We start from the raw sequence: 24,215 nt of genomic DNA, 5'->3' as shown, positions 1-24,215 counted from the left end.
CCCCCTGCCCTTGGCCCGCGCCGTTATCGAGTCCGAAAGTGGATGCGCACGGTCAGTTCCCCGTCAACCGGCTCGTCTCCCTTCAATTGCGGCTCGAACTGCCACTGGTTGAGCGCCTGGAGGCCGGCGATGGTCAGCTCCCGGTGCTTCGCCGGCTCCAGCACGACGACCGTCACCTGCGCATTCTTGGATACCAGCATCCTGGCCTTCATCCAGTCGTCCAGGGGCTGGCCGTCGAGCGAAGACGGAACGGCAGGCCAGGGCGTGTAGGTGGCCACCGGCCCCAACTGCCGGTCCCTGTTCAGCGGGACCCCGTGGACGTGGACGTCCGGGAGGATGACGTCCGGAGCGTCCGCCGCATGGTCCGACTGATGGGTGGCCTCGTCCCCCTGTGCGGCACCGCTGCAGGCCGGCCACAAGAGCACCATCACGCCGATGAGCGGTATGAATCCGAGCAGTCTTCGCATGCGCCTCCCCTCACTAGAAGAACCACTGGCCGCGGAAGAAGAACGACCGGGGCATCCCGGCATGGGCGACCCCCAGCCCGATACTGCCCTCTCCAGAATTGTAGAAGTACCCTTGATCGAACAGGTTGATGACGTCAAAGCCCAACAGGAACTTCTGGGTCTTGGCGACGGGAATCTCGTGGGTGAACGACGCGTTATAGATCGTGTACGTCGGCATGTGCGTCGAGTTCGTCTGTCCCCCCGGCACCGCCGTGCGAAGACCCGACCCATAAAGCATTTGGCCGGAGACCGTGTTCCGCTCCAGAAAACGATAGGTCAGGAGCGCCGAACTCGTGATCGTCTGCATGTGGTCCGTAAAGACCCCGCCGGGCCTGTTGACGTCGTTGATCTCCCCCTGTTCGAGGAGGAAATGACCGGACTGGAGTCCGTACCCCTTGGATTGCCCCCAGGCCAGGTTGGCCCGTCCCGTCAGGTTCTCCGTGAAGTTGACCTTCAGGATCCCGTCAACGCCCCGCTGCCATCCATAGTTGAACGCGAAGTAGTTCAGCAGCGGGGTGGTGCCGAACTGGCCGGCATCCGACATGTTTTCGTTCAGCTTGTAGTATCCCACGATCTGCAAGGTGGCCAACTGGCCGAACGCATGATACCACCCGGCCTCGAAATAATGCGCCCGTTCCGGCTTCGGCGCATTGTTGGTCAGGTTTTCCGGCTCCGCGGTCGTGCCAACCGTGCGTGGCACCAGAAACGCCACGGATTCCAGGTTCGGGGGGGTAAAGAGCCGGCCGTAGTAGGCGTGGAAGACGTTCTCCTGGTTCGCCTTGTAGGTGACCCCGACCCTGGGACTGATCTGCCAGGAGTCTGTCAACGCCTGGATGTAGTCATACCGTAGGCCGACGTTAAAGGTCAATTTCTCGGTAGGGGTGTATTGATCCTGAAGCCAGAGCTCCTCACGCCATCCGATCAACCGGCGGTCACCGTTGATCCCGATGACCGGTCCGGTGGGATTGCCCATCCCGTCTCGCGCGAAGGCGAAGAGGCGCGTCTTGTTGACCGCCTGGGTCCGGTCGATCTGGAACCCGTACTTGAGCAAGTGCTGGCTGTTCAGCCGGTTCGTATAGTCCAAGCGCACGCCGGCCGAGTAGGCCTCTCGATCCTGGCTGCCGGCGGAAAAGGGCTCCGCTTCATCTCGGACGTAACTCAGCACATTCAACGGGTCCGTGACGAAGGTCGCGCGGGTCTGGCGGAAATAGGCGGCCAGGCTGAAGAACTGGCTGGCGTTCACGTCGTGGCGCCAGACCATGTGCCCGTACTGATTGTTCTCCCGCTGGAACTCGCCGATGTACTGCGAGGACGCCGGCGTGAACCCCGGATATTGCGCCTGGATCAGCGCGAGCGTCGTGGCGTTGGCAGTCTGGCCAGGTATCGTGGGAATTTGGTACTTGGCGACCGAGTTCAAGAAGAGCCAGGAAAAGTTGTTCCGATTGTCGTGCTGATAGTCGCCGCGCAGATAGGTCTGGTTCCGTTCGCTCTGGTTGTTGAACCAGGACCTGCCGAGCGTCGGGGGGTCGATGCCGCGGTTCGTCGAGGTATAGCTGTTCAGGACGTAGTAGCGGAACTTCTCCCCGACGGTCCCGCCATACTCGAACGACGGATTGACAGTCTGGTTCGCCCCCCCGAACATCTGGAACGAACCAAAGCCCGGCTTCGTCCCGCTCTTACTCGTGATGTCAATGAGCGCGGCGGTCCGGTTCCCGTATTGCGCTTCCATGCCGCCCAAAATGATGTCTGCCCGTTCCCAGGCTCTGGGCGTGATCACGTCGGCGAACGTCGTCGAGACCGTGTCCGGAATCGGGACGCCGTCAATCCGAAATTGGAGATTGGCGTGGTCCTGACGAATGTGAACCTGCTTGAGAGCGCTCACCGCGGCCCCAGGGATCGTGGCCAGGACTTGGTCCACGTCGTTGTTGTTGCCCCTGGGCAACTGCTCGATCTCCTTCCGGCTCAGCGAATAGGTCTCGCTGGAAGCCTTGTACTGGATCGGCGGAAGGGGCGACACGATGTCGAGCGCGATCTCCTGGGTGAGCGAGAGGGTCAACGTGACGGGTGCCGGCTTCTCGGTCCCGATCCGCAGGATGATGTACTCGCTGCGGTAGGTTTCCTGGACGGCGCTGACCGAATAGGTGCCCTCGGCCGGCGCGGCGATCGAGAACTCGCCGGCATCGTTCGTGACCGTGTCGGCCACGACCGAGCCCTCCTGATCGCGCAATTCGACGATGACCTGCGGAATGCGCCGCAGATCCTGATTTTGAACCACGCCCGTGATCGTATGGGCAGGAGCGACGGGCACCTGGGCCAAGGTGACGTGGGGTCCACCCATGGACCATAGGCCGAGCCCCAAGGCCATCCTGACTATGAACAGTCGGACGGATAGCTGTGATCCTCTCATCCTCCCCTCCAAAATAGCGTGACGCGAATAGCCCATGGCTCCGAGCTGCTCGCTGTTGGCTGTTCGCTATTTACGACGGAGAATCAGAGGACGGGCGGGGCGCGGGACGGGGTCGCTAGCGAGAGAGCGGTTGATATGGGTTGCGAGAGCGGGAGCAATTCGTGCGGCTGGGGCACGACGAGCGCTTCGACGATCGGAACGTCGGTCTGGTGGGAGCCGGTCGTATGGTGCTGGACCCACTGGCAGAGGTCGGTGTCGGAATGTTCATGGCCGTCATGGTCCGCCGCAGCCAGCTCGTGGTGAACCGCGAGCGCGGCCGCGAACGGGGCGAGCGCCAGGAGGATCGAGGTCAGGCTCAGGGCTAAGACCCCGCCAGCCACGTTCCATCTTAGTCTGTGACGCCCGGCGCTCATCTCCGACAGTCTCATCGGCATTTGGGGCAGACCCCGAAGAACTCGAGGGAGTGCCCTTCGACCAGGAACTGGGTCTCCCGCTCCACGAGAGTCGTCAGTTTCTTGATCGGGCACAGCAGCAAGTCCACGATCCGTCCGCAACCTCGGCAGCGGATGTGATGATGGTGCTCCCGGCCTTGCAGGATTTCGTAGCGCGACTGTCCCTCCTGGAGCTCGACCTGAGAGACCAGCCCTGCATCCTTGAGCACCGCAAGGGTCCGGTAGACGGTTACCAGGTCGGCGGCAACGCCCTCTTTCTTGAGACGGCCGTGCAGCTCCGACGCGCTGAGCGGATATTTGGACCGTTCCAGGACGGCCAGAATGGCCCTGCGCGGGCGGGTCAACCGCTTTCCCTGGGTCCGCAGCCCGTCAACCAACCCTTTCACTTCACTCCCTCTCAGGAAACAAAATGCAAACGGATTGCATTAGTAACATGGGGCGCGCGCGCCTGTCAACCCTGTCCGTCGCCAGCTTCTCAAGCCGGCAAGCCCTGTGTTACGATGCGCTCGCTCCGGCCGCCGAGGAGCGCAGCCATGCTGATCGACACCCACGTGCATCTCGACGACAGCCGGTACGACGGCGACCGGGAGGCGGTGCTGGACCGCGCCCGGGAAGCCGGCGTCGAGGTTTTTGTCACGATCGGCTGCGACCTGGCGACCAGCCGGGCCGCCGTGGAGCTGGCGGAGCGGCACCCGTTCATCTATGCGACGATCGGGGTCCATCCGCACGAGGTCCGGCTGATCGGCGACGGATGGTACGACGAGCTGCGCCGGCTGGCGCAACACCCGAAGGTGGTCGCCTACGGCGAAATCGGCCTCGACTACCACTACAACTATTCGCCGCCCAAGCTTCAGCGGGAACGGTTCCGCGAGCAGATCTGCCTGGCGCGCGATTTGGGGCTCCCGCTCGTCATCCACACGCGCGAGGCGCAGGAGGACACGATCGCCATTCTTCGGGAGGAACGCGGCGACACGGCGGGCGGCGTCTTCCACTGCTTTTCGGGCGACGCGTGGCTGGCCAAGGGCGCCCTGGACCTTGGCTTCTGCCTCTCCTTTTCCGGCATCATCACGTTCCAGAACGCGACGACGTTGCGGGAGATCGCCAAGACCGTTCCGCTCGACCGGCTCCTGATCGAGACCGACGGCCCCTATCTGACGCCCGCCCCTCACCGGGGCAAGCGCAACGAGCCGGCTTACGTGAAGCTGGTGGCCGAGAAGATCGCGGAGGTGACGGGAGCAGGGAGCCAGGAGGACATCGGCCGGATCACCGCGCAGAATGCCCGACGCCTGTTCAAAATCCCCTGAGCCGGCGGTTTCGCCGGCGGAGGGCCTTGGGCAGCTTCCTGGGGTTCCCCTTCTTGTCGGGAGTACGCCGGGGCAACTCCTCGGCTTCGAGGTCCTTGGGGACCATGATCGCCCGCCGCGGAGCCGGCGCCGCCCACAGTTTCGCCGCAAATTCCTGCGCGCTCATCACAAAGGCTCCCCGGGCCCTGGCAAAGTCCGCCACTTCCCTGTCCGAGGAGACGACGGCACAGTCGTGCCCAAACTCCTCCGCCAGCCGCTGCACGACCTGATCGGCCCGCTCCCCCCGGCGGGAATAGATGACCTCGACGCCGACCCGATGCTCCCGGCGCTCCGTGCCCATCCCCTGCTGCCACCCGTCGAACACGAGGGTGATCGGATGGCCCCTGCGCTGGCGGTACAGAGACAGGTCCCGGAGGAGCTGCTCCCGGGCGAACTCCGAGTCCGAGCCGGAGAAGGCTCGAGCCAACCCGCGCGTGCCCAGGAGGTTGTAGCCGTCGATGATGAGATGCAGCGCCACGGTCCGGCAGCCTACTGGAGGGATTCCCCCCTGTCAATTCTCGCCCCTTAGTAGGAACCTATTGACAATCCGGGCCACATAGAGGAACATTTTCACTTGATTTCCCGCTCACATGGACACGATGCCGACGTCACAGCCTCAACCGAGGAGACTGGGCCTGCCGATCCTCCTGCTGGCCACCCTGGCTGCTTGGGCCCCCGTCTTCTACGACACGGCTGAGGCGACCCGGCCGGTTCTGGCCCGTGCCAAGGCGCCGGTCACGACTCAGGGACCCGCCCGCAAGGCTAAGAAACCGCGGAGAAAAGGATCGGCCCCGGTCACGGCCACGACCCTCGTCAAGGACGTGCGCGTCAAGGCCCATCCGGACTACACGCGCCTCGTGCTGGACCTGCAACGCAGCGTCCCGTTCACCCAGAACCGTCTGAAAAACCCGGATCGGGTCATCATCGAGCTGCAGCATTCGCAGCTCGGCGAGGCCGCCAGGGCAAAATTGGCCAAGAACGCTCTGCCGGAGGAGATCACCATCGCGCAGCCGAACCCCCGCTCCGTCACCGTCTCGCTCAACCTGGCGGCGATCAGCGATTACAAGCTGCTGCCCTTGACGAAGCCGGACCGGCTGGTCTTCGACGTCTATGGCAGGGCGGACGTCGCAGACACCAAGCCGGCGGAGCCTCACGCCCCTCAAGCCGCGCCGAGCCCGCCTCCTCCCGTCATCAAGTCCGCCCAGCGTCCGGCCAGGGACGAGATCAAGACCATCGTCATTGATCCGGGACACGGCGGCAAGGACCCGGGAGCCGTCGGGCGGAGCGGGCTCCAGGAAAAGGACATCACGCTGCAAGTGGGGCTCGTCTTGCGCGATCTGATCCGGGAACGGCTCGGCACACGGGTGTTGATGACGCGGGACCGGGACGTGTTCGTGGAGCTGGGAGACCGGGCCAAATTCGCCAACAGCCACGAGGCCGACCTGTTCGTCTCGATCCACGTGAACTCGCACCCCCACCGGTCCACCAAGGGACTGGAGGTGTACCATTTCGGCGAGGCCAGCGATCGCCGGGCACTCGAAGTGGCGGCGCGGGAAAACGGCACGCCGATCAATGAAACCGGCGTGGGCTGGCAGTATCTGGTCGCCGACCTGCTGACGACGAAAAAGATCGAGGAGTCGCAGGAGCTCGCCTGGACGACCAAGCAGGCGATGGTGGCGCACCTCGACGACCACTACGACGTGATGGACCACGGGGTGAAGACCGCGCCGTTCTACGTCATCCGGTTCACGACGATGCCCAGCATCCTGGCCGAGATCGCCTTCATCTCCAATCCCATCGAGGAGCGGCTGATGCGGAACCGGACGTTCCTGACCCGCATGGCCGAGGCGATCTTCCAGGGGGTCCAGGCCTACGTGCGCCCGCTTCAGACCGCTTCACGTTAGCCCGCATCATTGCGGTCATGCCCGTCTTCAAACTCACCATCGAGTACGACGGGACCGGGTATGCCGGATGGCAGAGGCAGCCGGATCTGCCCACCGTCCAGGCCGCGTTCGAAGCGGCCATTCAGCAGGTCACGCAGACGACCATTCCGGTCATCGGAGCGGGCCGGACCGATGCCGGGGCCCATGCGGTCGGCCAGGTGGCGAGCTTTCGAACCGACAAGCCCCTCTTGGCCGAGGAATGGCTCCACGCATTGAACGGCCTGCTGCCGGCGGACATCAGCGTCCGCTCGGTCGAGGCAGCCCCGGACGACTTCCATGCCCGCTACTCGGCCACGGGCAAGCTCTACGAATATCGCATCCTGAACCAGTCGGAGCGGTCCGCCCTCGATCGTCACCGGACCTGGCACGTTCGGAAACGGTTGGACCTTGACGCGATGCGGGAGGCGGCCAAGCCCCTGCTGGGGCGGCACGACTTCTCCTCCTTTCAGGGCCACCCGACCGACACGGAGAATCCGGTCTGCGACCTCCGCCGTCTGGAGCTGCTTCAGGCACTCCCGACGATCAGGATCGAGGCCGAGGCGGACCGCTTTCTCAAGCAGATGGTGCGGGCGATCGTGGGGACGCTGGTCGAGGTCGGGCTGGGCAAGCGGCCGCCTCAGGCAATGAAGGACGTCCTGGAGGCCAGGGACCGCCGGGCCGCCGGCTACACGGCCCCGGCGCACGGGCTCTATCTGGTGCGGGTGGATTATTAAGAGCCCAGTTTGACATCCCTCTAGTGAGAGGCTACCATCTCCATAGCCACGCGTGGTTCTTTTCGTAAGAGTTTGGCGTGAAGCTTCCCAATCGGGAAGAAGCCTACATTCCACCTGCTAAACTGGAAGAGTATTTGCTATCCGAAACCCATTCTGTTGGTAGATTAAAGGCGAGCTTCTTGCGTGCCGTTGGCTTCGACCTGAAAAATCCGACTATGCTCAAGCGACGCCTGATTGAGATCGCGCAGTCCGAAGACGTTACGGAAGCCATATCGGCCCCTCACGGCGTGAAATATGTCGTCGAAGGATCACTCCAAACACCGACAGGAAGACTCGTACAATTGCGAACCGTCTGGATTATCGAAACCGGTCAGACAAGCCCGCGATTCGTGACTGCATATCCCGCGGAATGAACCGGAGGAATGGCCTATGATCTCCGAATTGGAAACAGTGGTTCTCAGGCGTGATATTCGAGAGTCTGGTTTGAAGCAGGGCGACATCGGGACCGTGGTGCATTGCTACGCCGATGGGACAGCGTTCGAGGTCGAGTTCGTAACAGCCGCGGGCAAAACCGTTGCCCTCTTGACGCTCAAGCAGACCGATATTAGGCCCATGAGCAGTAAAGAGATTCTGCATGCCAGGGAATTCATGCCGGCATCGGCATAGGTTCTCCCCAAGCTCACATCCGTCTTCTTCCCAAACCAGCCACCGATTTCTCGAAGAGAACCCTCAATGCACAAGACCGCCGCTCCGCCGGCGTTACCGCCCCCGCACCTCTCGGAATGACCCTCCCGGGCACTGCCGAACGGAACACCTTTCGGAATTCCCGCGGCCACGGTTATAGGACGTGGTGCCTTGGTCAGTTCCGGCTTTCCTTTTCGACAGAGCCTCAGTGGGTTCCCCATGTCCTCCGGTGAAGTACGCTCCAGACCGTCCGCCACCCAATCATCTCCCATCGACTTTTTAAGACGGCCGGCGTATTCTTCTACGCAGTTCAAAAAGAAAATATTCTGACATCCGTGCTTAATACTCGTGAGCGCCCTTAAGCGTGGAGTCGACCTCAGGAACGAGTAAGCAGTGAAGTGGTTCAAACGATTCTTTGGGGGTGTGAGCTGGTTTAAAAGCTTAACCAGCCGCAGCACAGGGGACCTAAGTGGTCTCTGGATATACCTCAGGAAATCATCACAGAAGTGCTTCCAAAATGAAATTGATAAGTGGGTCAAGGTCGCCATCAAACGGGGCAAGGAACAAACCTACCAGAGACGATTGGAAATTCCTCTGAAAAAGCTAAATCTCTATCATGTGAAGTCCGTGCTAAATGAGTTGATGGTGGCTCATTTCTTTGAAAGTGAATGCGGATTTCACATCGATGAACTTGAGCCATTAGGTCATGCAACCAAAAGAGGGGACCTTCTGATCCGATCTCCCCAAGGCACGCAGATTTTCCTGGAAGTCAAAAGTCCGTGGGAACCGAAAAGGCAAGGAGGAGCATTTTCTAGCTACGCCCGGATCCGGCAAGCCATTGAAGAAGGGTACCTGAAATTGCCTAAGCGTCAAATCCCGACTCTGATCCTTCTTGCTGACGAATTGAATGTAAGCCTAACTTCATTTGATCGCGAGTTAATCCAGGTCCTGTACGGGAAAACAGCAATTGTATATTCTGTGGATTTGATGACGGGTCGAGGACATAACCCTAGGCATGCAATTGTTGACAGGAGAGGCGTGTTTCAGCGGACTCAAAGAACATCACTTGGCGCTGTGGCCGTGCTTAAACACATTGTCTATCCTGTCATAAGGAAACACAACAGGAACTTCATCCAGGAAGACATAAGCAAATATATATTCCGCATTTATCACAATCCCTTCGCACACCCGGACTCGCAAATTCCAAGTCACGACTTCCCAGCGGTTGCCCAGTTCACCCTGAACAAACAAAATAGTTACATGGAATGGATCTATCAAGACTGATGGCAGCAAGGGCACCACTTCACCGCGCGGTTCGAAGAACGCCCGGCGCGCTAGGCTTCCTCGTGATACACCACGTAACCAAGCCCATCTTATTATATTACTAAATTCGGTGCCACACCCGTAAACGGAAGCCTGCTTGAACGCTTCTCCGAAGGAGGCTAAAGTAAGTTTTGTCACCTTTGAGAATACCTCATGCAAGTTAGACTTACTCTGCTGATGCTCACCCTACAGCTCCTTTTAGTGGCTAGCCCGATTACTGGCCACGCGCAAGACCAACAAACTGTTGCTCTCCTCCAAAGAGCCCTTAGCCTCTCACAGCAGGCGCGGGAATCGTACAACAAGGGGGAATATCTACAGTCTATTCGAATAGGGAAAGAGGCCTTGGCTTTAATCGAACAAGTGGTCGGGCCGAAACATCCTGCTGCAGCAACAGCCTTGAACAACCTAGCTGAGGCATTTCGAAAGGTAGGGAATTATGCCGAGGCGCAGCGTTTACATGAGCGGGCATTGAAGATCCGAGTCCAGGCGTTTGGGCCTACGCATCCTGATGTAGCTCAAAGCGCGAGTAATATAGCAGTGGTGCTCAGTGACATGGGAGACTATGGGGAAGCTCGGCTCTTCCACCAAGAGGCGTTACGGATCAGAGAACGGGCACTGGGAGCTACACACCCAGACGTGGCCAATAGTCTAAATAACCTGGCCGTAGTGATGCAGAAGTTGGGTGATTATTCTGAGGCGCAGTTGATGCTGGAGCGGGCGCTGCAGATTAGGGAGCAAGTGTTAGGCCCAGTTCACCCAAGCGTGGCAAAGAGCCTGAACAACCTGGCGGCTGTGCTCGTGAGCATGGGCGATTACAGCCGGGCTCGGCCACTATTGGAACGCGCTCTGCTGATTGACGAGAAGGCTTCAGGTCCGAATCATCCCGACGTGGCGACTGACCTCAGTAATCTAGCGGCGCTGCTCAATGATATAGGCGATTATGCTAGTGCCAAGGTGTTGCACGAGCGGGCGCTGCGGATCAGGGAGCAGGCTCTGGGGCCCGCGCATCCTGATGTGGCGTCAAGTCTGAATAATCTGGCGGAGACATTGATTAAGACGGGTGACTTATCGTTGGTGCGGCCTCTACATGAGCGCGCACTACGGATCAAAGAGCAGGCACTTGGCCCCAATCATCCAGATGTGGCCGTGAGTCTGAGTAATTTGGCGTTTGTGGTGGGCGCCATGGGTAACCGTTCCGGGGCCCTTCAGTTATATGAACGAGCCCTGCGGGTCAGGGAGCAAGCATTGGGGTTAAATCACCCTGAGGTAGCGACTGACTTGAACCAGCTAGCGGGGTTGCTCCAAGACACGGGAGACTATGCTAACGCTCGACTCTCGTATGAGCGAGCACTACGAATCAAGGAAGAAGTACTGGGGCCCACTCACCCGGAAGTGGCCAGCGTCCTGAACAACCTCGGGTTGTTACTTTGGGACACAGGGGAACCGGGCAAGGCTTCGGAGGTTTTGGAGCGTGCCATGCATGCCGTTGAAATCCATACGGCCCGTAGTCTAGTCGGGCTTTCCGAGAGACAGAAGTTGGCATTCCTGCGGACTTCTCAGGATACGTTCTACAATTACGCATCCATGCCGCCGCAAGTTGTACCCAATGACACCATGTATGCCGCGGTGCTGCGACGCAAGAACCTGGTCTTTCGGGTCCTGTCAGAAGAACGGGCGGCACTCACCCGCGCCCCGGATCCAAAAGTTCGTCCGCTCCTGGAACGGAGAGAGTCGCTCGTACGGGAGATGACTAGCCTCACGTTCCGCAGCGAGCAGGGACAGCGTGAGCGGGTAGTTGCGCTGGAAAAGGAGCTTGAACAGGTTGAGGCTGAACTCAGCCGCACGAGTGCGGCCTTCCGGGCCGCACAAGCAGAAGCACGTGCCATTGCAACCGATGTATGTCAAGCTCTCCCCCGCGACGCGGTGTTGCTGGACTATGTTCGGTATAGCCGGTACACCCCCGCGCAAGGAAATAAGCCGGGCCGCTGGGAAGCAAGCTACACTGTCTTCATACTCCGCGGTGGGCGATGTCCCAACGTCCAGCGTGTCGAATTGGGGCCAGCGGTGCCGATTGATGCGGCAGCTGAAACCTTCAGACAGAGTCTCACACAAGTGAGGAAAATCGGAGATAAGGAAGAACTGCTCTCGGAAAGCGAAATCCTGGCGAAGGCCCGCGCACTGGGGGCACTCGTATTGCCGCCTTCGGTTCGCCAAGCGCTGCCTGGAGCCGCGATGCTGAACATTGCGCCAGACGGTCCGTTGGCCGTCGTCCCGTTCCAGTTGTTGCCGGGTGAGAACGGGCAGACGTATCTCGTGGAGGCCTACCCCTTAGTCACGATTCCATCAGGCCGCGATCTACTGCACCTGATGAGAGAGGAAAGTTCAGAACGGCGTGAGGCAGCGGGTGCCCTTCTCCTGGTGGGGAATCCCGATTATGGCGCGGCTGTAGCAGGCCCCTCAGACAAAAAAGACGGTCACCGAGCCTTGCCCCGCGCCGGCTGCGGGCTGGAGGTGACGGCGGAGTTTCTTCCGCTGCCAGGAACGGCTCAAGAAGTGCAAAACATTGTCGGCGAGGCCAGCAACCGACTGAGGGGTGCGGCGATCAGCCGGGCCGAAGGTAAGGACGCAAGCGAACCGTGGCTCGCGCAGAAGATCACCGGCCAGCGGTATGTGCATCTGGCGACACATGGGTACTTTGCAGGGGATACGTGTACACCTCCGGCTTCAACTCGGGATCAGCGCGGCGTGGTAGTGCAAGCAGCGCGTTTGGATGAGGACCTACGGGGTCCGGTTGGCACGAACCCTCTCTTGCTCTCTGGGATTGCGCTGGCCGGAGCCAACCAGCGCGCCCGCGCGACGAGCGGCGCGGAGGACGGCATCCTCACCGCGCTGGAGGTAACAGGCCTGGACCTCCGTGGTACCGAGCTAATCGTGCTCTCTGCCTGCGAGACGGGCCTGGGGGTACAGCACACAGGCCAAGAATTGCTAGGGCTTCGTTGGGCATTTGGCATGGCGGGAACACGGAGCCTTCTGACGAGCCTGTGGAAGGTGCCGGATGAGCCTACGGTGCGGCTGATGACAAAGTTCTACGGCTACCTCTGGAGGGATGCAAAGGACGGCAGACCGTTGGGCAAGGCGGCGGTGCTGCGCCAAGCGCAACTGGACCTCATGCGCGAGAACCGCGCGCGTTTCAACGGCGACAGCCGTCCCATCGAATGGGCCGCCTGGGTGCTCTCCGGCGACTGGCAATGAGCGGAACGACGGCACAAGCGCGTAGGTCTACTGCGCCCATTTTGTGCTCAACATCACCTCACTCCTGCCTACTCTAGCTCACTCCGTCACAGTGCAAGCAGGTGAGGCGGAGCTCAGAGCGGACTTCGCTGGAGGAGCGGTGGCTTCGCCGCGACAAGAACGGGGATCGGCCCACGAGCGACCGATCCCCGTTCCACTGTTTATGTTCTCGGCTGGAAGGGAGTGCGCGACGCGACGAATAAGGAGCGTCACGCTTGCGCACGCCGGCGAGATGGTGAGCCGGCAGGGCACGGAGGCGGACGGCATGGTAGAAACGAGAGATCGGAGAGCCGAGAGGGTACCGGGCGCCGTTCTGCTGTTCCGATGAGGCGACCGGCCAACAGTACGGTGGGGAGTCGCCGTGGCTGCTCAACGCATCATGTCCGCATCACCCATTGCAATCGAAGAGCAACGGGTACCCGGCTGCCCGCCCCCTCGTCAGCCGAGTCTTGATCAATCCGGGAGGTACGGTGGGGCGAGGGAGCCGATCAGGAACCTTTCGGCTGGCTCTGGTTCTCGAGCTTCTTTCGGAGCTCGATCAGCTCGCGCTCGAGGGCTTCGAAGCGGTCGGCGATGGGGTCGGGGATGTTGATGTGGTCCATCGTGGCCTCGGGGACCCGCTCCCCTTCCGTCTTGATGATCCGCGCGGGCACGCCGATCACGGTCGAGTTGGCGGGCACGGACTTCAGCACGACCGAGTTAGCCCCGACCTTCACGTTGTCGCCGATCCTGATGCCGCCCAGGATCTTGGCCCCGGCCCCCACGACGACGTGGTTGCCGAGCGTCGGGTGACGCTTGCCGTGCTCTTTTCCGGTCCCTCCCAACGTCACGCCCTGAAAGAGCGTGACGAAGTCGCCGATTTCAGCCGTCTCGCCGATGACCACGCCCATGCCGTGGTCAATAAAGAACCCGGTGCCGATCGTCGCGGCGGGGTGGATTTCGATGCCCGTCAGCCACCGTGCGACGTGCGAGATCACGCGCGGCAGGACCGGCACCCCCATCTTCCAGAGGCGATGCGAGATACGGTAGGCCAGCAGGGCGTGGAAGCCGGCATAGGTCAGCACCACCTCCAGCTTGCTGGTCGCGGCCGGGTCCCGGTCGAAGACGGCTTGCAGGTCCTGTTTGATCGCCTTGAACATGGATCAAGCTGCTTCGAAAATAGCCGGCAGCGAATAGCGAACCAGCTACTAGCTACTGGCTGTTCGCTACCTGCCAAGTCAGGCGCGCTCGATCAAGCACACCGCCTGCGTGGCAATCGCCTCTTCGCGCCCCAGCGGGTCATCCAGCCCCTCGCCGCTCTTCACCTTGACGTTGACCAGGTCCCGTTCGACCTTGAGCACCTCGGCGAGCCGGGCCTGCATGACGGGCAGATAGGGGCTGAGGCGCGGCGCCTGGGCCACAATGACCGTATCCAGGTTGACCAGCCGATAACCCTTCTGCCCCAGCAACTGGGTCACCTCCTCCAGCAGGAGCAGACTGGAGATGTCCTTGTACCGGGGATCGGAGCTGGGATACCGCTTGCCCAGGTCTCCCTCCCCCATGGCCCCGAGCAGTGCGTCGCAGACCGCGTGCACCAGCGCGTCCGCGTCCGAATGGCCGACGAGGCCCTGGGTATGGGGGATCTCGACCCCGCCGAGGATCAGCTTGCGTCCGTCGCCCAGCGGGTGGATGTCATAACCGAGTCCGACTCGCATCATGTCCCTTCCGTGCGCTTCACGCTTCACGCTTCACGTTCTTCCTGGCCGCAAGGATCGCCTCGCCGATCGCCAGATCCTCGGGTCTCGTGATCTTGATATTCTCCCCGCTCCCTTCCACGATCGCAACCGGGTGCCCCAGCCGCTCGACCAACTGGGTGTCGTCCGTGCCGCGAATCCCCTCGGCGAGGGCCTTCCTGTGGGCCTCCCGGAAGAGCTCCAGCCGGAACGCCTGCGGGGTCTGCGCCAGCCACAGGTGCCCCCGCTCCACGGTCCCTTGAACCAGCCCGTCCGGTCCGACCCGCTTGACCGTGTCCCGCATCGGGATCGCCACCACCGCCGCCCCGTGCTTGGCGGCCGCCTCGATGACCAGCCGGATCTGCTCCACGGTCACGAAGGGCCGCACCGCGTCGTGCACCAGCACGAATTCCGCGTCGCCTTCCACCGCCTCGAGCCCGTGGCGCACCGAATCCTGGCGCTCCGCCCCGCCCGCCACGACTTGCCTGATTTTGGTGAAGCGATGGGGGGTGACGATCTCCCGGAGGCAGAACTCCCGCTCCGCCTCCGGGACCGCAAGGATGATGCCGACGACGTCCTCCGCCGCTTCGAGCGCCCGGAGGGAATGGACGAGAACCGGCAGACCTCCCAACCTGAGAAACTGCTTGGGGGTGGCGCCCCCCATGCGAAGCCCGCGTCCGGCGGCCGGCACGAGGGCGACAGTCCGATTAGCCACGCGCGACCTGCAGCTCCTCCTTCTCCCGCTCGTTCTCTTCCTTGAGACGCGTAAAGATCATCCGTCCCGCCGTCGTCTGCAAGACGCTGGTCACCACCACGTCCACGTTCCGGCCGATACAGCGCTTGGCGTTGTCCACGACGATCATGGTCCCGTCGTCCAGATAGGCCACGCCCTGCCCGGCTTCCTTGCCTTCCTTCAGGACGAACACCCGGATCGTCTCACCCGGCAGGACCACCGGCCGCAGCGCGTTGCAGAGCTCGTTGATGTTCAGAACCCGGACGCCCTGGAGCTCCGCCACCTTGTTCAGGTTAAGGTCGTTCGTGATGACCTTGGCGCCCACCTTCTTGGCCAAGAGCACGATCTTGGAATCCACGTCCTTCACGTTCGGGAAGTCGTCGTCCACGATGCGCACGTCCACGTCCACCATCTTCTGGACCTTGTTCAGGATGTCCAACCCCCGCCGGCCCCGCGCCCGCTTGAGAGAATCCGACGAATCGGCGATGTGCTGCAACTCGTGCAGGATGAACTGCGGGACCAGGAACGTGCCTTCCAGGAATCCGGTCTCGCACAGATCGGCCACGCGCCCGTCGATGATCACGCTGGTATCAAGGATCTTATTATTGCTGGCCAACACCGCGTGCTCCGGATGCTTGACCGACCCCGGGATCTTTTCCAGCCCGAACTTGGCCCCCAGCACGAGCCCGAGATAGGGCAGGCCGAGGAGAAACAAGAGGCCTCCGATGTGGAACAGGAAGGTCTCCACGTCGAAGACGATGCTCCCGACCCACTCGACCAGGCCGGTCAACACCAAGCCGATCGCCAACCCGCCGGTCCCGCCCACCACGATCCCGAACGAGGCCTTCTGGAGCAGATACTCCGCCGCCAGGACGAACCCGCCGGTCAGCGCGCCGATCCCAAACCCGAGGGCCAGGACGGCGCTCGTCGCCTCCTGCTCCCCGCGCACGAAGAGGGCCGATCCGGCGAGGGCGCTCAGGAACACGAACGCAAATCTTCGCACCATATATCGTCACCCCCTTTCGGCTGCCGGCCATTATAGCACCGGCTTGTCCAAAAGACAGAGTTTATGGCTTCAGCGTGATGTAACTGGTCCGTCCCTGTCGCTTGATCAGGAGCAGCGCGGCCTCGTCCTTGCCGATCTTGGACGCCACCCGCTCGTAAGCCTGCAGGGTCGAGACCGTTTGTCGGTTGATCTCCAGGATCACGTCGCCTTCCCTCAAGCCGGCCTCCTCGGCCGCGCTCCCCGGCCGGACCCGCGCGATGACCACGCCCCGCTCGCCGCCCCTCAGTCCCAACCGGCTGGCCAGGTCCCCCGTCAGTTCCCTCACTTCCAGGTCGGAGAGCAGACCGGCCGGGGCGACGGTGGGTCCCCCCTCCTCGCTTCCGGCCTGGGCGACCGCCCTGGGCTGCTCCGCGATCGTCACTTCGAGCGAGCGGGTGCTCTTGTCGCGGACGTACCGGAGCAGGACCTTCTTGCCGACCGGCGTCTGGGCCACCGCGTTTCTGAGCTGGGTGGGGTTCTCCACCGGCTTCCCGTCGTATTCGACGATCACGTCGCCGCGCGCAAGACCGGCCCGCCTGGCCGGGCTGCTGTCCAGCACGTCGCTCACGAGCACGCCCTTCGACTCGGCCAGCCCGAACTGTGCCGCCAGTTCGGGCGAGAGCTCCTGGATCGACACGCCGAGCCATCCCCGCACGACCTTGCCGCTCTTGACGAGCTGTTCCATGATCGAGCGGGCCATGTTGCTGGGGACCGCGAACCCGATCCCCATGTTGCCGCCGCTCTGGCTGAAGATGGCCGTGTTGATCCCGACCAGCTCGCCCCTCGTGTTCACGAGGGCGCCGCCTGAATTGCCGGGATTGATCGCCGCGTCGGTCTGGATGAAATCCTCGTACTCCGCAATCCCCATGCTGGCCCGGCCCACCGCGCTCACGATGCCCATCGTCACGGTCTGCGTGAGCCCGAACGGATTGCCCACGGCAAGGACGAACTCCCCCACCTCCAGTCTGTCCGAGTCGGACCAGGGGATCGTGTGCAGCCCCTCGGCTTCGATCTTGAGCACGGCCAGGTCGGTCTTGGAGTCCGTGCCGACCAGCTTGGCCTTGAACTCCCGCTTGTCCGACAGGTACACCTTGATCTCGTCCGCCTTGCTGACGACGTGGTTGTTCGTGATGATCACGCCGTTCGGGTCCACGATCACCCCGGATCCCAGGCTGCGCTCCTTTCGCTCCCGCGGGGCCTCGAACCGCCGGAAAAACTCCTCCCCGAAGAAGCGGCGGAAGAAGGGATCATCGAACGGCATGCCGTGCGGTCCCTCCGGGGCCTTGCCGATGCGGGACGTGAAGATGTTCACCACGGCCGGCGTGACCGTCTTGGCGATCTGGACGAAGTTGCGGTCGGCGAGCGGAGATGCAGGGCCAGACGGGACGACCGGCGCGGCTGGCTGGGCCGTTGGCTCCGGTACGGCGTGGCCGAAGGGCAGCCAGCCGAGGTCCGACGCCACCACGAGACCGACCAGGATCCCGACGCCGATCAGCAGAGCGCCGGCAAGGAGACGCGGAACACGGCGGGCTTCCAACCTGGGCGGCTCACGATCGGTCACGAAAGTTACTCTCGAAGCTGATGGCGAATGGCTGGTAGCGCGATAACTCGCGGTTAGGGAATCTCTCCCGCGTAAATGCCCATGACCGTCTGGAGGAACTTGATCGCTTCCGCCTTGGGCCGCTGGAACGAATTGCGCCCGATGATCGAGCCGAATCCGCCCCCGTCCCGGATGGCCCGGGCCTCCTCGAAGACGTTCTTGTCCTCGCTCTTCGCGCCGCCGGAGAAGATCACGATCCGGCGGCCGGCGAAGGCGCTCTGCACCACGTGCCGCACCCGCTCGGGCAGGGTCTTGATCGGGATCTGTTCCGCCTCGTAGACCTTCTTGGCCGCCGCCTGCTCCAGGTGCGCGGCGGGCAGCTTCACCTTGATGAGGTGGGCCCCGAGCTGCGCGGCGATCTGCGCGGCGTACGCGACGACGTCGATCGCCGTCTCCCCCTCCTTGCTCAGCGCGGACCCGCGCGGGTAGGACCAGACCACCACCGCCAGCCCGTTCGCCTTGGCCTCCTCCGCGATCTCGCGGAGCTGCTGATACATCGCGGTACAGTGGGCCGACCCGGGGTAGATCGTGAACCCGACGGCCGAGCAGCCCAGCCGCAGCGCGTCGCGCACGCTGCCGGTCACGGACGGGAGTGGGTCCTTGTCCTCGTGCAGCACGTCGTGGTTGTTGAGCTTGAGGATCAGCGGAATCGAGCCGGCGAACTGCGCCGCGCCGGCCTCCAGAAACCCCAGCGGCGCCGCATAGGCGTTGCAGCCCGCTTCGATGGCCAGCTCGAAGTGGTAGAGGGGGCTGTACCCCGGCGGATTCGGCGCGAAGCTCCGTGCCGGCCCGTGCTCGAAGCCCTGATCGACCGGGAGGATCACCAGACGCCCGGTTCCGCCCAGCTTGCCGTGCAGCAGGATGCGGGCGAGATTGGTGCGCGTGCCCGCATTGTCGCTCTGATACCAGCTCAGGATCTCTCGGATACGCTCGTTCATCATCAACCTCCCGTCCGTCACGACCCCTTACGATGTCCGCCGTTCCTGTATGAAGTCCTCCGCCACCTGGACGTCTTCCGAGCTGCCGATCACGAGCGGGACCCGCTGGTGCAGCGCAGTCGGCTTGACCTGCAGGACCGGCTGCATCCCCGTGCTGGCCCTCCCGCCGGCCTGCTCGACCACCAGGGCGAGCGGGCTCGCTTCATACAAAAGCCGCAGCTTCCCTTCCGGCTTGTCCGTCTCGCCGGGATAGAGATAGATCCCTCCCCCGAGCAGCATGCGGTGAACGTCCGCAACCAGGCAGCCGGAATAGCGCCCGCTGTACGGCCGCCCCGTTCCCTTGTCCTGGGCCTTGAGATAGTCGAAATACCGGCGGGTCCCGACCGGCCACTTGTGATAGTTGCCCTCGTTGGCCGCGTAAACCTTCCCCTTTCTGGGGATCTTGACGTCCTCGTGGGAGAGCAGGTACTCCCCCACCCCCGGATCCAGCGTAAAGCCGTGCACCCCGTGCCCCGCCGTATAGACCAGCATCGTGCTCGAGCCGAACATGAGGTAGCCGGCGGCCACCTGCTCGGTCCCCTGCCTGACCAGCTCCGAGTCCGCCGGCAGCTCGGGTCCCCCGTCATACCGCAGGACGGAGAAGATGCTGCCCAAAGGCATGTTGACGTCGGTGTTGGACGAGCCGTCGAGCGGATCGAACAGGAGCATGTACTTGCCGTGCGGCCAGTTCTCCGGCAGCCGGACGGGCTTTTCCATTTCCTCCGACGCCAGGGCGCAGACCAGCCCGCTGTATTGGAAGACCTTGACGAACGTCTCGTTGGCGATTTCGTCCAGCTTCTTGACGACCTCTCCCTGGACGTTCGTCTGGCCGGTCGTACCCAGGATGTGAATGAGGCCGGCCCGGCGCAGATCGGACGCGATCATCTTCCCGACCAGGCCGACTTGAGCCATGAGCGCAGAAAACTCCCCGGTGGCCCCGGGATGGGCCGCCTGGTGCTGCAGGATATGTCGCGTCAGCGTAGTGGGAAACGGCCTCACTGGACTCCTCCCGCCTGGTGAAGCCCCGTGCCGGGGCAGCGAAATTATATCGGTTTCGCGAGGGGCGGGCAACGACTCTCTGCTTCGGGGGATCAGGGCGCAGGCGGGACCCGGAACCCCTCGGCCAGCTTGGCCACGACGGACCCGATGATCACCTTGGCCTTCATCATGACCGGCACCCGCCGCGTGTCGTTGGTCAGCCAGACCCGGATGTTCCCCTCGTTCAGGAAGATGCCCTGAAACGGCATGATGGCCAGCACCCGGACCGTCTCCACGGTCCCCCACGGCCCTGTCACCGTCTCGATTCCCTCGACCTGCACTTCCAGCTTGTAGTTTTTCTTGTCGTGGTGGACGTGGAGCAGGATGGAGGACCCCGGTACCAGCGAGGGCTGGCTGCGGACGTAATAGAGGCAGGAGATCGCATCGTGGATGCCCAGCGGGACCGGCAGCGTGTCGGCCGCTCCGTCCTTGATCGAGGTCACGGTCCCCTCGGCCCGGTGGAAGGTCACGTCAAAGTCGTTCTTGCGCCTGCCCTCTCTCCTCCGGAAGACCATCCGCTCGGGGAGCAGCGTGTCCATGTCCACGAGGGACTCCACGCGATTGTCCACCGGGTAGAACTTCGAGATCAGAGGGCTCGACGTGGCTGCCGTCAGGATGCGGAAGACCGGGCGACCGTTGAGGGGCGGCGACTCCGCCAGCTCCAGCACGGCGTTCCCGGCCCGAATGGCGAACCAGTCGATCGTATAGACGAACCGCTCGCCGGGCGCGAAGGGCCGGTCGGTCGAGATGGAGGGAGCCGATGAGGACTGGGCGTGGGCAAATGGTCCGAGCAGGCAAGCGAGGAGGCTGCCGACGCAAAAGCCGAAGAAGGCAAGACGGCCCGGCACGCTCAGGCGCCCAATTGGCGCCGGGCCCGGTCCAATTCCGACTCGATCAAGCCCCGGATCGCGACCAAACGCTCGGGCGACGTGGCTTCGAACCGCAGCACGAGGGCCGGCTGGGTGTTGGAAGCCCGGATCAAGCCCCAGCCGTCCTGGAAGATCGCCCGGATGCCGTCGATCGTGACCACGTCGCGAATGGCCAACTCCGGCCCAGGAGGCGCGCCTCCGGACTTCGCATATTCCAGCAGACGAGCCTGGACCAGCTTGACCAGGTCGAACTTGAGGTGGTCGGGACAGTCCACGCGAATCTCGGGAGTGACGGACGTGGCGGGCAGGTCGGCCACGAGCGAAGAGAGCGGCCTGTTGGCCTTTGCCAGAATCTCAACCAGACGGCAAGAGGCATAGATGGCGTCGTCGTAGCCGAAGTACCGATCCGCAAAAAACATGTGCCCGGACATCTCACCGGCCAGCACCGCGGTCTCGGCCTTGAGCTTGGCCTTGATGAGGGAATGCCCCGTCTTCCACATGATCGGCCGGCCCCCGTGCCGTTGGATGTCATCGTACAGGCTTTGCGAGGCCTTCACCTCCGAGATGATCGTGCTTCCCGGTCGGGACGCCAGAATATCCCGGGAGTAGATCACCATCAGACGGTCCCCCCAGAGGATGTTGCCCTTCTCATCCACCGCGCCGATGCGGTCTCCGTCCCCGTCGTAGCCGATGCCGACGTCCGCCCCGGTTCGCTTCACGGTGGCAATGAGGTCTAGCAGGTTGTTGACGACCGTGGGGTCCGGGTGATGGTTCGGAAACCGGCCATCGAGGGTGCAGTAGAGCCCGGTCACGCGGCAGCCCAGCTGCTCCATCGCCTCCTTGGCGACCAGAGCGGCCGCTCCGTTTCCGCAGTCGATCACGACGTGCAGTCGGTCGGCCTTGACTGAAGCGAAGCTCTTCTTCAAATAGGCCAGGTAGTCCGGAATGAGCGGGCGGATCGAGACCGTGCCGGCCCCGCTGGAGAACCGCCCGGCTTCCACGACCCGCCGCAACTGCTGGATCTCTTCTCCGTGCAGGGCCTCCTTGCCGATGCAGAGCTTGAAGCCGTTGTACTCGGACGCATTGTGGCTGCCCGTGATCATGACCCCGCCGTCCACCGGCAGTTGGAACAGGGAAAAATACAACACGGGCGTCGGACAGACCCCGATATCCAGCACGTGCAGGCCCCCGGCGGTCAGCCCTTTGACGAGTCTGTCCCGAAGGGCCGGCGAGCTGGCCCGACCGTCCCGTCCCAGGCTGACGGTCTTGACGCCCTGTTCGCCCGCCATGGTTGCGAAGGCCAGCCCGATCCGTTCGGCGATGTCCTCGGTCAACTCCTGGCCGACGATGCCGCGTATGTCATATTCGCGAAAAAGCGCCATTTCACTCACCAATCTCTGGCGAGAGGCACGGGGCAAGGGGCGAGGGGTGAACTCCTCGTACGACCGATTCTTTCATATTTCCTTACCTCTTGCCTCGCGCCTCGGACCTCGCGCCTGGCGAAGCTGCGCTTCGCCCGTAGTCATCCTGAAACCGCACGATGTCGTCCTCCCCGAGATAGGGACCGTTCTGGACCTCGATGATATGGAGAGGCTCGGTGCCGGGGTTTTCCAGACGGTGCGGGGTTTCCTTGGGAATCCCGGTGCTCTGGCCGATCCGGAGATCGAAGACCCGCCTCCCGCACGTCACCCGTGCCGTCCCGGCGATGACCACCCAATGTTCGCTCCGCCGGTGATGGAGTTGCAAGGAGAGTCGTCCGCCGGGATTCACTGTCACTCGCTTTACCTTGTACCCAGGTCCTTCTTCCAACACGGTGTAGGTCCCCCAGGGCCTGAACACGGTTCGGTGCTCCAGATGCTCCGGCGCACCGCGCTTCTTGAGAATCTCGACGATCTTCTTCACATCCTGCGCGCGGACCTTCGGGCAGACGAGCGTGGCGTCCGGCGTGTCCACCACGACCATGTCTGAAAGGCCGATCGTGGCCACCAGGCGGCGGTCGGCATAGAGGATCGATCTCCGGCTTTCTAGGTCCACCACGTTGCCGCTGACCACATTACCCACTTCATCGTGCGGCGCAACCTCCTCCAGGCTGCTCCAGTTGCCGACATCGGACCAGAGGAAGTCAACCGGGATCACGGCTGCACGGGAGGACTGCTCCATGACCCCATGATCGATCGACACCGCATCCAGCCCATGATACACGCGGGACAGGGAGGAAGAACCGTTCCCAGTCTTCAAGAGCGCCCCGACCTTCCGCATCGTCCGAGCCAGGGCCGGTTGGTGACGCTTCACTTCTTCCAGAATGGTGGCAGCCCGCCAGACGAAGATGCCGCTGTTCCAGTAATAGCTCCCTGACTTGAAATATCGTTCGGCCTGGGACGAGTCCGGCTTCTCGACAAACCGGGCGACCGCATAGCCGCTCAAGCCCCGCCGGCGCCCGAGACAAAGACGCCGGTTCGGCTGGATGTAGCCGTACCCGGTCTCCGGCCTGATCGGCCTGACACCAAATGTGACCAGCCGCTCCTGCCCTGCAAGCTTCAACGCAAGCGCCACGGCTGCTTGAAACTTCCTATCCCCGTGAATGATGTGGTCGGCCGGGAGCACCAGCATGACCGCGTCCGGATCTCGCTGGAGCAGCTCCGTCGCCGCCAGAGCGATTGCCGGAGCGGTGTTTCTGGCCTCCGGCTCGATGACCAAGTTCTGCTGCAGCTCCTCCTTCCACTCGCTCAGCTGGAACCGGATCGAGTCGGCCTGGGTGGGGGTGGTGGAGATCAACACCCGATCGGCTGGAACGCAGCGAAGCACCCGGCGCACGGTTTGCTGGATGAGGGTCTCCTCCCCCATGATCCGCAGCAATTGCTTGGGGTAGAGCTGGCGACTCAGCGGCCAGAAGCGCGTCCCGCTCCCACCGGCGAGAATGACCGCGTAGAGATGCGGCGAGAGGCCCGAGGCGCGGGGCGCGTGGTGACCAACCGGTTCCTTTCTTCGTCTCACCAGATTCAACCGAGGTCTCCTACCTCTTGCCCCGAGCCCCCTGCCCCGAGGCCTGGGCTTCGAGGATCAAATCGGCCACTTCACGGACCGCCCCCTCGCCACTTCTGCTCTTGCACACGTACCTGACCACTTTGCGGATCGGCGGCACCGCATCGGCAGGCGCGGCCGAAAATCCCGCGGCTTGGAGCGCTTCCAAATCGTTCACGTCGTCGCCGATGTACGCGACCTCCTGGAGATCCATCCCATACCGGGCCGCCAACGCCCTTAGCTCCGCCAGCTTGTCGGTTACCCCCTGACGCACTTCCGGAATGGCCAGTTTCTCCGCACGCCTGGCGACGAGCTTCGTTTGTTCCTGGGTGATCAGCGCGGTGAGCAGGCCGGCTCGTTGCAGGAGCTTGATCCCCATACCGTCCCGGGTGTTGAATTTCTTCCACTCGTCCCCCGACTCCGAATAGTACATCCCGGCATCGGTCAGCACACCGTCCACATCCATAGCCACTAGGCGCACTTGCCTCAGGGTCCGAAGATCGGCGTGGGCCCGTCGGGCGGGTTGTGAACGCGGCATTATTGACTCTCTCTCGCTAC

At 62.8% G+C, this 24,215-nt stretch carries 23 protein-coding genes; 7 read left to right on the top strand and 16 right to left on the bottom strand.

What is annotated here, in order from left to right; genetic code table 11:
* Window positions 1-23 precede the first annotated feature (23 nt).
* The 4 genes from AB1411_10810 to AB1411_10795 form a co-directional block, all read right to left on the bottom strand.
* Entirely contained in the window at window positions 24-467 is a 444-nt protein-coding gene (locus AB1411_10810) for an energy transducer TonB (GenBank protein MEW6544088.1), read from the bottom strand.
* Window positions 468-480: 13 nt separating this feature from the next.
* Window positions 481-2,844, bottom strand: coding sequence for a TonB-dependent receptor (locus AB1411_10805; protein MEW6544087.1), 2,364 nt, complete (start codon window positions 2,842-2,844; stop codon window positions 481-483).
* A gap of 152 nt (window positions 2,845-2,996) precedes the next feature.
* Window positions 2,997-3,326 carry a hypothetical protein gene (locus AB1411_10800; protein ID MEW6544086.1) on the bottom strand — a complete coding sequence of 110 codons (330 nt, stop codon included), beginning with the start codon at window positions 3,324-3,326 and terminating at the stop codon, window positions 2,997-2,999.
* Between the two features lie 11 nt (window positions 3,327-3,337).
* Window positions 3,338-3,751 (bottom strand): transcriptional repressor, encoded by a 414-nt coding sequence (locus AB1411_10795; GenBank protein MEW6544085.1) that lies wholly within the window; start codon window positions 3,749-3,751, stop codon window positions 3,338-3,340.
* Window positions 3,752-3,898: 147 nt separating this feature from the next.
* Between AB1411_10795 and AB1411_10790 the strand changes: the two genes are divergently transcribed.
* Window positions 3,899-4,669, top strand: a complete 771-nt coding sequence (locus tag AB1411_10790) for a TatD family hydrolase (protein ID MEW6544084.1) — start codon at window positions 3,899-3,901, stop codon at window positions 4,667-4,669.
* On the opposite strand, the gene AB1411_10785 is transcribed toward AB1411_10790, so the two are convergent.
* Window positions 4,656-5,186: an NYN domain-containing protein gene (locus tag AB1411_10785; GenBank protein MEW6544083.1), complete on the bottom strand. Its 531-nt coding sequence runs from the start codon at window positions 5,184-5,186 to the stop codon at window positions 4,656-4,658. The two genes, AB1411_10790 and AB1411_10785, sit on opposite strands and share 14 nt — an antisense overlap.
* 121 nt (window positions 5,187-5,307) lie before the next feature.
* Between AB1411_10785 and AB1411_10780 the strand changes: the two genes are divergently transcribed.
* The 6 genes from AB1411_10780 to AB1411_10755 all read left to right on the top strand — a co-directional run bounded on the left by AB1411_10780 (window position 5,308) and on the right by AB1411_10755 (window position 12,623).
* Entirely contained in the window at window positions 5,308-6,612 is a 1,305-nt protein-coding gene (locus AB1411_10780) for an N-acetylmuramoyl-L-alanine amidase (GenBank protein MEW6544082.1), read from the top strand.
* Between the two features lie 17 nt (window positions 6,613-6,629).
* Window positions 6,630-7,364 (top strand): tRNA pseudouridine(38-40) synthase TruA, encoded by a 735-nt coding sequence (truA, locus tag AB1411_10775; protein ID MEW6544081.1) that lies wholly within the window; start codon window positions 6,630-6,632, stop codon window positions 7,362-7,364.
* A 77-nt stretch (window positions 7,365-7,441) separates the two neighbouring features.
* On the top strand, window positions 7,442-7,777 hold the full coding sequence (locus AB1411_10770; protein ID MEW6544080.1) for a DUF6883 domain-containing protein: 336 nt from the start codon (window positions 7,442-7,444) through the stop codon (window positions 7,775-7,777).
* A gap of 16 nt (window positions 7,778-7,793) precedes the next feature.
* On the top strand, window positions 7,794-8,030 hold the full coding sequence (locus AB1411_10765; protein MEW6544079.1) for a DUF4926 domain-containing protein: 237 nt from the start codon (window positions 7,794-7,796) through the stop codon (window positions 8,028-8,030).
* A gap of 411 nt (window positions 8,031-8,441) precedes the next feature.
* Window positions 8,442-9,332 (top strand): hypothetical protein, encoded by an 891-nt coding sequence (locus AB1411_10760; GenBank protein MEW6544078.1) that lies wholly within the window; start codon window positions 8,442-8,444, stop codon window positions 9,330-9,332.
* Between the two features lie 192 nt (window positions 9,333-9,524).
* Complete coding sequence (locus AB1411_10755) at window positions 9,525-12,623, top strand: CHAT domain-containing tetratricopeptide repeat protein (GenBank protein ID MEW6544077.1); 3,099 nt, start codon at window positions 9,525-9,527, stop codon at window positions 12,621-12,623.
* 527 nt (window positions 12,624-13,150) lie between these two features.
* Here the strand turns inward: AB1411_10755 and cysE are convergent.
* The 11 genes from cysE to AB1411_10700 form a co-directional block, all read right to left on the bottom strand.
* A complete protein-coding gene (cysE, locus tag AB1411_10750; GenBank protein ID MEW6544076.1) occupies window positions 13,151-13,801 on the bottom strand; it encodes a serine O-acetyltransferase in 651 nt (216 codons plus the stop codon).
* Between the two features lie 78 nt (window positions 13,802-13,879).
* Window positions 13,880-14,359, bottom strand: a complete 480-nt coding sequence (ispF, locus tag AB1411_10745; GenBank protein ID MEW6544075.1) for a 2-C-methyl-D-erythritol 2,4-cyclodiphosphate synthase — start codon at window positions 14,357-14,359, stop codon at window positions 13,880-13,882.
* 16 nt (window positions 14,360-14,375) lie between these two features.
* On the bottom strand, window positions 14,376-15,089 hold the full coding sequence (gene ispD, locus AB1411_10740) for a 2-C-methyl-D-erythritol 4-phosphate cytidylyltransferase (GenBank protein ID MEW6544074.1): 714 nt from the start codon (window positions 15,087-15,089) through the stop codon (window positions 14,376-14,378).
* On the bottom strand, window positions 15,082-16,113 hold the full coding sequence (locus AB1411_10735; protein MEW6544073.1) for a PIN domain-containing protein: 1,032 nt from the start codon (window positions 16,111-16,113) through the stop codon (window positions 15,082-15,084). The genes ispD and AB1411_10735 overlap by 8 nt, the downstream gene beginning before the upstream one ends.
* 61 nt (window positions 16,114-16,174) lie before the next feature.
* Window positions 16,175-17,713, bottom strand: a complete 1,539-nt coding sequence (locus AB1411_10730) for a DegQ family serine endoprotease (GenBank protein ID MEW6544072.1) — start codon at window positions 17,711-17,713, stop codon at window positions 16,175-16,177.
* A gap of 53 nt (window positions 17,714-17,766) precedes the next feature.
* Window positions 17,767-18,690: a class I fructose-bisphosphate aldolase gene (locus tag AB1411_10725; GenBank protein ID MEW6544071.1), complete on the bottom strand. Its 924-nt coding sequence runs from the start codon at window positions 18,688-18,690 to the stop codon at window positions 17,767-17,769.
* A gap of 27 nt (window positions 18,691-18,717) precedes the next feature.
* Window positions 18,718-19,728: a class 1 fructose-bisphosphatase gene (gene fbp / locus AB1411_10720; protein ID MEW6544070.1), complete on the bottom strand. Its 1,011-nt coding sequence runs from the start codon at window positions 19,726-19,728 to the stop codon at window positions 18,718-18,720.
* Between the two features lie 92 nt (window positions 19,729-19,820).
* On the bottom strand, window positions 19,821-20,615 hold the full coding sequence (locus AB1411_10715) for a DUF3108 domain-containing protein (GenBank protein ID MEW6544069.1): 795 nt from the start codon (window positions 20,613-20,615) through the stop codon (window positions 19,821-19,823).
* 2 nt (window positions 20,616-20,617) lie between these two features.
* Entirely contained in the window at window positions 20,618-22,018 is a 1,401-nt protein-coding gene (locus tag AB1411_10710; GenBank protein MEW6544068.1) for a phosphomannomutase/phosphoglucomutase, read from the bottom strand.
* 82 nt (window positions 22,019-22,100) lie between these two features.
* The gene (locus AB1411_10705; protein ID MEW6544067.1) at window positions 22,101-23,630 is read right to left on the bottom strand and encodes a mannose-1-phosphate guanylyltransferase/mannose-6-phosphate isomerase; all 1,530 of its coding nucleotides are present in this window, start codon (window positions 23,628-23,630) and stop codon (window positions 22,101-22,103) included.
* Window positions 23,631-23,649: 19 nt separating this feature from the next.
* Window positions 23,650-24,129, bottom strand: coding sequence for an HAD-IIIA family hydrolase (locus AB1411_10700; protein MEW6544066.1), 480 nt, complete (start codon window positions 24,127-24,129; stop codon window positions 23,650-23,652).
* Window positions 24,130-24,215: the final 86 nt, after the last annotated feature.

It is taken from the genome of Nitrospirota bacterium, assembly GCA_040757595.1.
Classification (GTDB): domain Bacteria; phylum Nitrospirota; class Nitrospiria; order Nitrospirales; family Nitrospiraceae; genus JBFLWP01.
The sequence above is the reverse complement of the archived record's forward strand: the minus strand, read 5'-3'. Positions and strand labels throughout refer to the sequence as shown.